10 protein-coding genes and 3 pseudogenes are annotated in these 13,293 nt (G+C 42.6%); 10 read left to right on the top strand and 3 right to left on the bottom strand.

Annotation, left to right across the window (positions count from 1 at the left end; genetic code table 11):
* The 7 genes and pseudogenes from AC04Q4_RS07405 to AC04Q4_RS07375 all read left to right on the top strand — a co-directional run bounded on the left by AC04Q4_RS07405 (position 1) and on the right by AC04Q4_RS07375 (position 6,554).
* A complete protein-coding gene (locus tag AC04Q4_RS07405; RefSeq protein WP_119239645.1) occupies positions 1–2,355 on the top strand; it encodes a beta-glucosidase in 2,355 nt (784 codons plus the stop codon).
* Between the two features lie 6 nt (positions 2,356–2,361).
* Positions 2,362–3,555 (top strand): serine hydrolase, encoded by a 1,194-nt coding sequence (locus AC04Q4_RS07400; RefSeq protein WP_476388783.1) that lies wholly within the window; start codon positions 2,362–2,364, stop codon positions 3,553–3,555.
* 177 nt (positions 3,556–3,732) lie between these two features.
* The gene (locus AC04Q4_RS07395) at positions 3,733–4,350 is read left to right on the top strand and encodes a ZIP family metal transporter (RefSeq protein WP_195456663.1); all 618 of its coding nucleotides are present in this window, start codon (positions 3,733–3,735) and stop codon (positions 4,348–4,350) included.
* Positions 4,351–4,428: 78 nt separating this feature from the next.
* A pseudogene (locus AC04Q4_RS07390) lies at positions 4,429–4,668 on the top strand (MerR family transcriptional regulator); the annotation flags it as partial.
* Positions 4,669–5,253: 585 nt separating this feature from the next.
* Positions 5,254–5,538, top strand: a pseudogene (locus AC04Q4_RS07385) (DEAD/DEAH box helicase family protein); the annotation flags it as partial.
* Positions 5,539–5,794: 256 nt separating this feature from the next.
* On the top strand, positions 5,795–6,136 hold the full coding sequence (locus AC04Q4_RS07380) for a nucleotidyltransferase domain-containing protein (protein ID WP_173756965.1): 342 nt from the start codon (positions 5,795–5,797) through the stop codon (positions 6,134–6,136).
* On the top strand, positions 6,123–6,554 hold the full coding sequence (locus AC04Q4_RS07375; RefSeq protein ID WP_055268375.1) for a HEPN domain-containing protein: 432 nt from the start codon (positions 6,123–6,125) through the stop codon (positions 6,552–6,554). The genes AC04Q4_RS07380 and AC04Q4_RS07375 overlap by 14 nt, the downstream gene beginning before the upstream one ends.
* A 61-nt stretch (positions 6,555–6,615) precedes the next feature.
* On the opposite strand, the gene AC04Q4_RS07370 is transcribed toward AC04Q4_RS07375, so the two are convergent.
* Positions 6,616–6,873 (bottom strand): relaxase/mobilization nuclease domain-containing protein, encoded by a 258-nt coding sequence (locus tag AC04Q4_RS07370; RefSeq protein ID WP_173756963.1) that lies wholly within the window; start codon positions 6,871–6,873, stop codon positions 6,616–6,618.
* Here AC04Q4_RS07370 and AC04Q4_RS07365 point away from each other — a divergent pair.
* The 3 genes and pseudogenes from AC04Q4_RS07365 to uvrB all read left to right on the top strand — a co-directional run bounded on the left by AC04Q4_RS07365 (position 6,790) and on the right by uvrB (position 9,591).
* A complete protein-coding gene (locus AC04Q4_RS07365; RefSeq protein WP_243251642.1) occupies positions 6,790–7,041 on the top strand; it encodes a hypothetical protein in 252 nt (83 codons plus the stop codon). The two genes, AC04Q4_RS07370 and AC04Q4_RS07365, sit on opposite strands and share 84 nt — an antisense overlap.
* Before the next feature lie 27 nt (positions 7,042–7,068).
* Positions 7,069–7,365: pseudogene (locus AC04Q4_RS07360) on the top strand (tyrosine-type recombinase/integrase); the annotation flags it as partial.
* A 225-nt stretch (positions 7,366–7,590) separates the two neighbouring features.
* On the top strand, positions 7,591–9,591 hold the full coding sequence (gene uvrB, locus AC04Q4_RS07355; RefSeq protein WP_476388782.1) for an excinuclease ABC subunit UvrB: 2,001 nt from the start codon (positions 7,591–7,593) through the stop codon (positions 9,589–9,591).
* Between the two features lie 262 nt (positions 9,592–9,853).
* On the opposite strand, the gene AC04Q4_RS07350 is transcribed toward uvrB, so the two are convergent.
* Positions 9,854–11,449 (bottom strand): response regulator, encoded by a 1,596-nt coding sequence (locus AC04Q4_RS07350; protein ID WP_243251638.1) that lies wholly within the window; start codon positions 11,447–11,449, stop codon positions 9,854–9,856.
* Positions 11,424–13,250, bottom strand: a complete 1,827-nt coding sequence (locus tag AC04Q4_RS07345; protein WP_207741313.1) for a sensor histidine kinase — start codon at positions 13,248–13,250, stop codon at positions 11,424–11,426. Before AC04Q4_RS07345 ends, AC04Q4_RS07350 begins: the two co-directional genes overlap by 26 nt.
* Positions 13,251–13,293 lie beyond the last annotated feature (43 nt).

Here is a 13,293-nt window from a genome sequence, read left to right as displayed (position 1 = left end):
ATGTTTGAAAAATTATTTGATACTGTTATAGAAAATATGCTTGGCAGGATGACGTTGGAGGAGAAGGCCTACGCCCTGACCCCACTGGATAATCAGTACTGTTCCATTCCATCTCAGGACTTCTATGGCCCTACGCCTCAGGATGTTCCCGGAGGGGGACAAGATAACTGGCCTGCCGGAAAGCCGGTTCCGGGAGAGGATGGCAGACCTGCGGATGGAAAGTATCATCCTGTTGCTTTTCCGTCCAATTCTGCTGTGGCAATGAGCTGGGATAAAAAGCTGGCTTATGATGTGGGAGTGAAATGGGCACAGGAAGCCAAGGCCAGTCCGGAAAAGATAAATATCCTTAATCGTCCGGGAATGAATCTGAAGCGTTCACCACTGTGTGGACGGAATTACGATTATCTCAGCGAAGATCCGGTACAGACAGGAATTCTGGCGGCAGAATATGTAAAAGGAATACAGAGTCAGGGAATCGGTGCCTGCCCCAAGCATTTTCTTGCCAATAATCAGGAATTTGACAGAATGAATACAGACTCTGTAATTTCGGAGAGAGTGCTCCATGAGGTATATCTTCGTCCCTGGAAAAAAATGATCCAGGAAGCACAGCCCTGGATGATCATGACTTCCTATAATAAAGTTAATGGAGAGTGGGTCAATTCCAGTAAAGAGTGTATGAAGCTTCTGAGAGAAGAGATTGGTTATGAAGGCGTAGTGGTTTCGGATTTCCTTGCTATTCATCATAATAAGGTTGCAGCTCACAGAAACCAGATGGATATTGAGCTTGCCGCCCAGGAAATTCATACGAAAGAAATCGTGGAAGCGGTAAAAAATGGTGAGATAAAAGAAGAAGAGCTTGACCAGATCATCCGCCGTCAGCTTCGGATGGCACTGTATGCCCTGAAACAGGAAAATACGCAGGAAGCAGATCTGGAAGCTTTTCACAGGGAATCCATAGAAATTGCAGAGCAATGTATGACACTGCTGAAAAATGAGGATATTCTGCCGGTTACCGCATCCTGTACAGACAGACTTATTGTTGCAGGAGAACTGGCAGAAAAGCCTAATATAACAGGCAGCGGAAGTGGATATATGAATGGTTATATGGTGGAAAATCCCTTAAAAAATATATGCACACTTGCAGAAAAAGCAGGTATTCAGACCGAATATATTCCAGGATACAGAATGGCTGATAAGATCCTGCCACTGGGGAAAAAAGAGGCAGGACAGAGCTGTGACCTGCAGATACCCCAAATATGCCAGAGTGATCTGGTGCTTGCTTTTGTGGGGGCACCGTATGGCCATGAATCAGAAAGCTATGACCGGCCGGATATCTGTCTGCCGGAAGAACAGAGGGACATGCTGGACAGCCTGACAAAACAGACGGATAATATAGTTATTGTTCTTTCCGGCGGAAGTGTCTATGATATGACTCCCTGGAAGGACAAGGTAAAGGGAATCCTTTTTGCCGGATTTGCAGGAGAAGGTGCCGGCGCTGCTGTTGCCAATATTCTGTTTGGAAAAAGTGAGCCGGGAGGAAGATTGACAGAAACATTTCCAATAGATTTCGCACATACACCTGCGTATTTTGACTTTACAGGGAAAATGATGGAAATGCCACATGTAAATTACTCGGAAGGTCTTCTTACCGGATACCGCTGGTATGATACAAGACATCTTCCGGTACTGTATCCTTTTGGATACGGACTTAGCTATACGACGTTTTCCTACACGGAACCGGTTGTAGATAAAGCAGTTATGACGCCGGAGGATACACTGACTGTGAGCCTGGATGTCACCAATACAGGAAAACGGGCAGGAAGCCAGGTGATACAGCTTTATATCCATGAACAGGGCGGACTGTTTGCCAGACCGGAAAAGGAGCTGAGAGATTTTGCAAAAGTATTTCTGCAGCCGGGAGAAACGAAAACAGTGAAATTTACTTTATCAGGAGAGGATTTTGCTGTATACAGTGATGTACTGCATAAATGGGGAGTACAGTCAGACCGATATGAGATTCTTCTGAACACTTCTGCACAGGATTCCATAGCCAGGGTATCTGTAGATATTATCCGAGGAGATCAGATGTATTATTTTACTGAAATGTCACCACTGGTACAGTTCATAAATTGCCCGGCTTTCCACGAGTATCTGAAACAGAATGAACCGCAGTGGAAACAGGATTTCTTTGATCTGGAGAAAACAGAATTTCTCGTTCTGATGCTGCCATTACCATTCTACAGAGTTTCAGAGCCTCTTCAGGGAGAACCATTTTTCACTGCAGAGAAGATTTCAGAGATCATTGAGCTGTGTAATCAATATGTGAGGAGAGAGAATAACACACAGCAGAGGTAGGAGATTATGAATAAAATAGAAGAGACTCTCAGGAATTTTACGAATAGAAAAGAGATAGCAGGTGCGGCGGTTCTGGTTCGAAAGGAAGGAAGAATCGTAGAAGACTTTTCTTATGGATATGGAGATATAGAAAAAAAAGTGCCGGTGGATAGAAAGACAATGTTTCGTCTGGCATCCATGACGAAACCGGTAACTGCAATTGCAGTGATGCAGCTGGTTGAAACAGGCAAGCTGGGACTTTATGATCAGATAAAAGATTACATTCCAGCGTTTGCCGGACAGAAGGTATGCAGAGAGAAGGTTGGAGATCTGATCTACACTCCGGATCCCAACAGTCCGACAGGACAGAGTATCAATGAAGAAAAGCTCAGAAATATACAATATGTAAGAGCTGACCGGGATATTACCGTATTTGATCTTCTTAATCACAGCAGTGGACTAGGGATGGGACCTGTGGGGGATACTCTTGTAAAGCGTGTGATAAAACCGGAAGATAATGTCTGGGAACGTGCTGTAAAATATGCAGAGCTTCCACTGGATTTTCAGCCAGGGACGGCCAGTGGCTACAGTGCTATGGCCGGGTTTGAAGTTTTGGCAGCTATTGTAGAAAAAGTATCAGGGGAAGCTTATGACCGGTATCTGGATAAACACATTTTTGAACCTCTTGGAATAAGAGATATTACATATAGATCATCCATGGAACAGAGGAAAAGAATGCCAAGGCTTTATGAGTACTCACAGGGAACATTGACTGATGTATCAGATACAGATGAGGGCTGGAGTCAGATGAGCCCGATAAAAAATACGTGTGTTTCCGGAGCAGCAGGACTGATTGGAAGTATGGAGGAATATGAGAAATTAGCACATATGCTCTTACAGAAAGGAACACTGGACGGTATACAGATTCTGAAATCTGAAACAGTGGAAATGATGGCCGGAAAAGGAATAAGCCATAAGAGCGAAATGATTCCTGGTGTATACTGGGGGCTTGGAATGGCGGTTGTGGATAAACCACAAACAGTACATCTTTCAAGGAGCAGAGATAGTTTTGGATGGAGCGGTGCCTTTGGAACCCATTTTTTTGTGGATCCGGTTAATGATCTGGAGATGGTACTTGGAATTAATCGTTCAAATATTGGCGGAGCCGCCTCGGTGGTTTCGTTTGCTATAGAGGATGCAGTTCGAGAGACATTCTTGTAAAAGTGATGGAGTATACAGAATTTTGAAAAAAGTTCTGTATGCTCTTTTTATTTGCATAAAAGCTGATATACTTTATTTAAAGTTAGGGATAACTAACTAGCGGAACAGGAAAGACTAAGTTGCTGCTTTAAACGATATGTTTTTACTTTATATGAAATAAAACGGAGGGATAAATAAATGGATGTAAATGTTTTCTATGGGATCCTGATTCCGTTTCTGGGAACTTCGGCAGGAGCAGCCTGCGTATTCTTTATGAAGAAAAATCTGAATGAACAGGTACAGCGGGCCCTTACCGGTTTTGCGGCGGGAGTCATGGTTGCGGCGTCGGTGTGGAGTCTTCTGATTCCGGCGATCGAACAGTCTGCCGACATGGGGAAGCTTTCTTTTGTACCGGCAGTGTTGGGACTGTGGGCAGGGGTTCTGTTTCTGCTTTTGCTGGATCATGTGATTCTGCATCTTCATCAGAACAGTGATCAGGCCGAAGGCCCTAAGAGTAAGCTGCAGAAAACCACCATGCCGCTGCGGTCTGAGGGAATGGGAAAGGGAAAAGCTTTTGTGGGTGGAATGTTGTCCGGAATTGTAGAGCCGATCGGAGCGATTCTCACGATTCTGGCAGCTGGACTTATTGTTCCTGCACTGCCCTATCTTTTGAGTTTTGCGGCAGGAGCCATGTTGTATGTGGTAGTAGAAGAGCTGATTCCGGAAATGTCCACAGGAGAACACTCCAATGTAGGAACGATCTTTTTTGCGGTTGGATTTTCCCTGATGATGGTGCTGGATGTGGCACTGGGATAATGAAATTTTTCGATCGTGTGAAAAAATTCTTGACTTGGAGTTGACTCCAGGTTGTATCCTGATATCAGGAGGTGTGCTATGACGATCAAAGAAGTATCAGAGAAATATGGGATTTCACAGGATACTCTTCGATACTATGAACGTGTGCAGGTAATACCGGCAGTTACTAGGACATCTGGTGGAATCCGGGACTATCAGGAAGAGGATCTTAAATGGGTGGAGCTTGCGGTCTGCATGAGAAATGCAGGACTGCCGATTGAGAGCCTAATCGAATATCAGAAGCTTTTTCAGGCAGGAGATGGGACAATTCCTGCAAGGGATATCATCAAAAATATTATAAAGAGTTGCTGAAATCTTTGGATTTTCCTGATATTCATTTCCACCAGTTGCGAAATATAGCTTTAATGCGAAGGGAGTTTCACATTTATTGGGACATTCCAAGGAAATCATTTCTGTAGATGTTTATGGAGATACAGCACAGATTATAGAAGAATATTTCCATGCAGCCTGATGAAAAATAGAATAGTAGTGAAAGAAAAAGTACAAATAACAATCGAACATTTGTACTTTTTTCTTACCCTCCTCTATATACTTTTGAAATTATCTTTGATATAATAGGGACTGTTACAAGAACAAACAGTAAAAATAAGACAGGATCGGAGCCAAGTGATATCAGGTATTTCCGAGTGCTGTTTAATCCGGAAAAATCAGTTTTGTGACTTTTTGCAGTTACGAGCTAAAAGAAGTGATGATTCACCATAAAAATAAGCTTTTCGTTACGAATCCGGATACGAATTTTTGGCTGATATTAGTCGTACTGAAAAAGTTCACAGAACTTTTTCAATCGCATAAATGCGATTAAAAGTCACATCTTATTGAACATTAGTAGTTCAATAAGCGTGAATGGAGGAATTTACTATGAATGAGTTCAAACTAAAAGCCCCATACAAGCCCACCGGCGACCAGCCTCAGGCGATCGAGCGTCTGGTCAAAGGCTTCAAAGAAGGCAACCAGTTCGAGACATTACTGGGTGTTACAGGATCCGGTAAGACCTTTACCATGGCAAACGTTATTGCTCAGCTTAACAAACCAACCTTGGTACTTGCGCACAATAAAACACTTGCAGCCCAGCTGTACGGTGAGTTTAAGGAATTCTTCCCTGAGAATGCAATGGAATACTTTGTCTCCTAGTATCTTGATATTAATTCGTATACTATATATTGAATAAATAAGATGAAATAATACCATATAAAGCACAATAACTGATAGATTAAAAACAAATGGACAAGATGGATTCACTATAACGGTGAACAAAATTCGTCGAAGAAAGTAGTAAAATTGATACATGGAAAATATTGATTGAGAAACGAGGGTAAACTGGTTATAATAAAATTAAGAAGTAAGTAGAGTATAGAATGATCAGCAGAAAATGAGGTGATGATATATGCCAAAGATGATGCAGGAGTTAATCGAACAGTATGTAGAAGAGATCAAGAAGATCTATGGTTCCCATATACGCCAGATAATTCTTTATGGTTCTTATGCAAGGGGTGACTTCCGTCCGGATTCTGATGTGGACATTATGATTCTGGTAGATATGTCAGATCTGGAATTAAAGGCATATGCACAACAGCTCTCGTACATGACCTATGACTTTAATATGGATCATGACACGGATATTAAGCCTATTGCAAAAAGTGAAGCACATTTTAACAAGTGGATTGTGAACTATCCATTTTATTCCAATATTCATAAAGAAGGGGTAGTTTTGTATGGAGCAGCATAATCAGGAAATCGGTACTAGACGGGATCTGGTGTTATATCGTCTGGAAACAGCCCGAAATGATCTGAAATCAGCAAGAGCATTATTTTCTATTGAAGATTATAAAGGAGCCAATAACAGGGCATACTATTCTATTTTTCATGCAATTAATGCAGTACATGCTGTAAGCGGTAAAGCATATAAAAGGCATAAGGATGCTGTGGCTAACTTCAATAAGGATTATGTGAAAACATCAGTGTTTCCAAGAGAAATGGGAAGGAAAATCGGACAGGCAGAAGAGATTCGCCATGCCAGCGATTATGATGATTTTTATATTGCAAGTAAAGAAGAATCAGAACGGCAGATTTCAGTTGCAGATGAATTTATAATTCTGGCAGAAAAATATTGTTTGGAACAGCTTGAACAGCAAAAGGAAAATTAAAATGAATGAGGATGTCCCTCAGGGTATGAAGCCCTGAGGGATAATTTTATGTAAACGGATATTATTCTAATAAGCGCACCGGATGCTCCCCATACCACAAACGGTATGATTGTAGAACAAATTTAACATGGCCTCTGATAGCGTAGAAATTATGCATATCACAGTTATAGAGCATATCATTAGTCAAATCTATTGTGTTTACAAAGATATGGACGTGAAGATGGCTGTTATTTTCATGAATAGAAAAGATAACTTGGTACTGAGCATGACCTATGAATTTATATATAAATATTATGCGTATATTAAGAATAAAGAGCAAGAACTTCAGTTGAAAACCTTTTCCAGTAAACGTGCTCTTCCGCTTCCTGATCTGGTATTTGAAGCAATCGTTGAAGAACGTAAACAATATGAAAAGAATCGTCGGCGTAGAGGAAAATACTTTTTTGATGGAGACTACATCTGCTGTTCAATTTATGGAAAACCGTGAAGTAAAGATTTTCATTGGAAACACTACAAACAGCTACTGCAGGAGACAGGACTTCCTGATATTCGGTGGCATGATCTGAGAAGTACATATTGCACCCTGTTGTTAAAGAATAATTTCTCTCCCAAAGCAGTATCCAAGTTGATGGGACATGCAAGAGAGTTGATAACCATGGATGTGTATGGAGATAATGGAAATATTATAGCTGAGGAGATCCCGCCGGAATTGCTTTCTTATATGGAAGAAGTATTACCGGAAAAGAAGAAGGATAATACAGAAAATGTTCTGAATACGATGATAAATGTAGAAAAAATTTTAAAGAACTAATGTTCGCCTTGTATATACAATTCCATATTTCCATGATATAATATCTCTTACATTTGAGTGTTAATTCGTCCACGTCAGTTTTACTACTTTTTATAAGTCTACAAAATGTCAGGTGGTGAACAGAATTCGTCGAGAGGCATATTGGGGCGAAATTAGAAAATGTGCTTCGACGAATTTCCGCCTGATAGACGAACTTTTTTGATATAAAAACCAGGAGGTGCTTTTGTGCAGAATTCACAACAAATCTTCAAACTTCATTCCGAATACAAACCAACCGGCGATCAGCCCCAGGCAATCGAAAAATTGGTCAAAGGCTTCAAAGAAGGCAACCAGTTCGAGACATTACTGGGTGTTACAGGATCCGGTAAGACCTTTACCATGGCAAACGTTATTGCTCAGCTTAACAAACCAACCTTGGTACTTGCGCACAATAAAACACTTGCAGCCCAGCTGTACGGTGAGTTTAAGGAATTCTTCCCTGAGAACGCAGTGGAATACTTTGTCTCCTACTACGACTACTACCAGCCGGAGGCTTACGTCCCGTCAACAGACACCTACATTGCCAAAGATGCTTCTACCAACGACGAGATCGATAAGCTTCGTCTTTCTGCCACAGCAGCCTTATGCGAGCGAAAGGATGTGATCGTGGTTTCTTCCGTGTCCTGTATCTATGGTCTGGGCGCACCTCAGGAATTTTTTGATATGATGATCTCCCTGCGTCCAGGTATGGAGAAGGATCGTGACGAGGTTATCAAACAGCTGATCGACATTCAGTATACAAGAAATGAGATGGATTTCCACCGAGGAACCTTTCGCGTTCGGGGAGACGTGCTGGAGATCTTTCCGGCGAACTCTACGGATCGGGCGGTGCGTGTGGAATTTTTTGGGGATGAGATTGAGAGAATCACGGATATTGATGTGCTTACCGGTGAGATCAAAAGTGTGGAAAGCCATGCAGCGATTTTTCCTGCATCTCATTATGTAGTACCTCAGGAGCAGATCCGTCGTGCGGCAGATGCAATCCTGGAAGAAATGAAGCAGCAGGTGGGATATTTCAAAAGTGAGGACAAGCTGATCGAGGCTCAGCGAATTGCGGAGCGAACCAACTTTGATGTGGAAATGATGAAGGAAACGGGATTCTGCTCCGGGATCGAGAACTATTCCAGGCACCTGACAGGGCTTGCACCGGGGCAACCACCGTATACACTGATGGATTACTTCGGAGATGATTTTTTACTTATTATAGATGAGTCCCATAAGACAGTTCCCCAGGTTGGTGGTATGTATGCCGGTGATCAGAGTCGTAAACAGACACTGGTGGATTACGGTTTCCGACTCCCTTCTGCCAAGGACAACCGTCCATTGAGCTTTGATGAATTCGAGAACAAGCTTGACCAGGTGATGTTTGTATCTGCAACACCGGGAGAATATGAATATGACCATGAGCTTCTCCGCGCAGAGCAGATCATCCGTCCCACAGGGCTTCTTGATCCGAAGGTGGAGGTGCGTCCGATCGAAGGACAGATCGATGATCTTGTAGCAGAAGTAAATAAGGAAATTGAAAAGAAAAACAAAGTCCTGATCACGACTCTCACCAAACGTATGGCTGAAGATCTTACGGATTATATGAAGGATCTGGGAATCCGTGTCCGATATCTCCATTCAGATATTGACACTCTGGAGCGTGCAGAGATTATACGTGATATGCGACTGGATGTATTTGATGTGCTGGTTGGAATTAACCTTCTGAGAGAGGGACTGGATATTCCGGAGATCACACTGGTAGCGATCCTGGATGCAGACAAGGAAGGCTTCCTTCGTTCGGAAACATCCCTGGTACAGACTATCGGTCGTGCTGCCCGGAACAGCGAAGGCCATGTGATCATGTATGCGGATAATATGACAGAATCCATGGAAAAAGCAATTTTGGAGACAGAAAGAAGGAGAGCGATACAGGAGGCTTACAACAGAGAGCATGGCATCACTCCGACCACGATCAAGAAGGCAGTCCGTGATCTGATCGCTGTTTCGAAGAAGGTGGCAGAGACAGAAGTGAAGCTTAAGAAGGATCCGGAATCCATGAACCGCAAAGAACTGACGAAGGTGATTGCTCAGGTAGAGAAGCAGATGCGTGCTGCAGCAGCAGACCTGAATTTTGAGCAGGCTGCTGAGCTGAGAGACAAGATGCTCGAATTGAAAAAGAATCTGGAAGAATTAACGGAATAGGCTGCAAAGCAGCTGATGATATAATGCCCCTGGCTGTCAGCGTCAGGGGCATTTCTATGGAATAATTAAATAGAGAAGTGAGTTAAGGGTATCTGCCTGAGCTTTTGGGAAGAATTTTTATCAGGATTTTTTTCCATTTTTTCATAGCGATCCCTCCTTCGAAACAATATAATTGTTCCTTTTATTAATTGATTATAAGTAAAATTCCGGAGAAGGACACTGGCATTTGTGACAGTAACTTTGTTATAAAGAAGAGAAGAAGTTACGTATGCTGTTCCCGATAGGCGGAAGGGGTGATCCCCATTTTCTTTTTGAAGCTGGTGCTGAAATAATATTGATTGGCATAACCACATTTCAGGCTGATCTCCTTCAGACTCATAGTAGTCGTAGTCAGGTAACGGGCGGCTGCGGAAATTCGCTGAGATGTGATAAAGTCGCTGAGACTGATCCCCTGATTTTTTTTGAAAAGAGCACTTAAATAAGCAGGGCTTACATTGGCAGAGGCGGCAATGTCATTGAGGCAGAGCGTATTGTCAGTGTAGTGTTCGTTGATATAGGAGATCACCAGTTCACAGAGCTTCTGGTGATAATCATTCATGGAGGAATCAAGTTTCCGGCATAAAAGATGGCATAGATCCTTCAGCCATTGACATAGTTCTTCCGTATTATGAAACTCATTTATGTGGTTGTAAACATACAAAATTTTAGCTTCAAGGTCATGAGTATCCAGATTTAATTCATAGAAAAATTTCAGGATTCGGCCGAGAAGAGAATAGATCTGTATGAAAGCGAAATTCTTTGTGCGAAATTTCTGGGTAAGCCAGTCGGAAAAATTTTGAAACCAGATATCTATGGCAGAGGTATCCTTTTTACAGAGAAGCCGGATCAGCTCATCTTCCTTTGTGTCTGAAAAATCTGCAACAGACAGATCGGAACCCAGAGCGTCTCTTCCGTCAAAGATATTCTGATGCGGGAAAAAGAATCTGTATTCCAGCGCATGTACGGCACTTTTGTAGGACTGGTTCAGGTTCCAGAAATCCCGGACAATTGTTCCGATGCCTGCATTGAGGGACAGACCCAGTGGCTGGCAGGCATCTGCTATTGAGGAAATAAGCTGGCTGGTAAGCTGACGGAAGCTGTTGGACTGGCATCCACTGTGTCCCAGAATGCACAGATAGCCATCCATATCCGGAAGAAGGTGTACAAAATCAAGAGAAGCGGTTTCCTCAGTTATCAGATCCTGAAGGTTGAGAAGCTCCATCTGAAATTTTTCAATCCCGTAAACGGCTTTTAGATCCGGAGCATTTTCAAGCTCCAGAACAACAACTGTATAAAAATCATAATTCAGCTCCAGGTTCAGATACTGAAGATAAGGCTTAAGCCGGTAGGCAGCTTCCGAAGACGGAAGGTGGGTGATCTCGCGGAAAAACTTTTCCGTAAGAAGAGGCCTGCTTTGTTTCAGAAGCTGGAGATTTTTCTGTTCCTTTTCCATCAGTGCAAAAGCGTTTTTTACCTTCTGGATAAGATAGGCATAATCCAGAGGCTTTTCGATATAATCCAGAGCACCGAGGAGCAGAGCGCGTCTTGCATATTCAAATTTATCATAGGCACTGATCAGGATGATCTTCACCATAGGATTGATCTCAAGAGCTTGACGGCTCATGGAAATGCCGTCAAGATCAGGCATTTCAATGTCAGAAATGATCAGATCTGCCGGTTCTTTTTTCATGGCTTCGATAGCAGAGGTTCCATTGTAGCAGACATGGATGATCTCTGCATTCAGTGTTTCCCAGTCTATGTTTTTTTCGATACCTTCTGCAGATAAGTAATTATCATCTACGATCATTATTTTTTTCATCGATATCTTCCTCCATCTGTTCGAATTCAATGGTGACGTATGTGCCGTTTCCGGGGTTGCTGCGGATCCTTACGGAACCGTTTCCGTATAATGGGTTGGAAATACGGGAACTTACATTGGAAATTCCAAAATGCTTCTCATAATCAATAACATTATGCTCAATAGCATGGCGCAGCCGTGCAAGGGTTTCGGAGTCCATGCCGGCACCGTTGTCCTCAATGGAGATCACAACCGTATCATCGCCATAAAGAACATGGATCGAAATGAAAACAGCTGGTGTGCCCGAAGAAATCCCGTGCAGAATGGAATTTTCGAGAAATGGCTGAAGTGTAAACTTGCAGATCAGGAAATTTTCGATTCCATCTTCTGCTTCGATCTCCCAGTCCAGATTATCTTTATGACAGAGCTTTTCCATTTCCAGATAAAGCCGGGCAATTTCCAATTCATCTTTAATAGGAATAAGTTCCTTTGATTTACGCAGGGTAAGACGGTAAAAGGCAGTCAGATCTGCGATCATCTGATCAGCAATGTCAAGCTTTCCAAGGGACTGGCAGGTACGGATCGATCCTAGGATATTGTAAAGAAAATGCGGATTGATCTGTGACTGGAGCAGCTGGTATTTCAGACGTTCTTCGTTTACGGAAAGATTTACAATGGACTTCAGGTTTCCGGCTATTGTGTGCTGCATATCTTCAAAGGTGATGCCCAGTCTGTCGATTTCATCATACCTGGAAGGGTCATCCGGGTGGGGAACAGTAACGATAGACAGATGTTCCGGATCATGTCCCAGCTGAAAGGCTTCCATTGCATAGGAAAGTGCAGTGATCTTCCGGGTTAGATTTTCGGAAAACAGGATAACGATGATAACAGTAAGGGGCAGAAAAATAAGGACAGTGATCAGTAAGGCACGGATCAGGATGTGTGTGTTGCCCCTAATGTAGCTTTCAGGGATTTCGGTAACATGGAGCCAGCCATTGCTTAAGGTACAGCAGTTATAATATTTGTCGCCGCTGTGAAAAGAAGAATCTGAATTTTCTTTAAATTTCTGAAACTGTGCTTTGGAAATTCCGGATAAATTCAGTGAGGATGTATTTTTCGCTGCAATCTCTCCGTGATCTGTGAGAATGTAGCTGTATATGCGGGAATCCATAGCTGCAGGCTGCAGATAAGTGGTAAGCTCTGAGGTATCCAGTGCAATGCCGTAGGCGTATTCCAGAATACCGGTGGCCTGATTTTTTAGTGCCCGGACGCAGAGTATCACATCGGCGGATGGTTTTTTTGTTGACAGTATTTTAGGTAGCGGCATATTGGAAACCGGTATCCAGACAGAGGAGAAGCCTGAACCGGAAACAGTATTTTTATCAAGACCATATACAGAAAGCTCGTCTGTGGAAAAGAAGTACAGGCCTTCTTTTGAACCAAGCTGATCCGGCCGCAGAAAAACATATATATGGAAGAAATCGAATGTGGATTTATACAGCGAAATATTGTTTTTTACAGTGGTGAATTTTTTAAGTGCATCTACCTTATTGGAGGAAGAATGATTTAGGGAGTACATTTGAAACTGTATGGTATCTGCTACATTTTCAACCTGGCCGAGGCGGTCGTTCAGCTGAGAAACCAGCTGTCTGTCAGTCATTACGGCGGAATCGATAATACGATCTCTGGCAATGTTATAGGAAATGTGATAGCTGATGAAGGTCAGGGAAATCAGAGGTACCATAGTTGCGATCAGAAATGCGAGCAGGAGCTTATAGCGAAATGAGGAAAAACTGGGTGGGATACATTTGTGGAATTTCATAGTACATATTCTCCTTTATGTCAAAAACAAATTAATGAAACCG

The organism is Blautia sp. HA8986 (assembly GCF_056504635.1).
The sequence above is the reverse complement of the archived record's forward strand: the minus strand, read 5'-3'. Positions and strand labels throughout refer to the sequence as shown.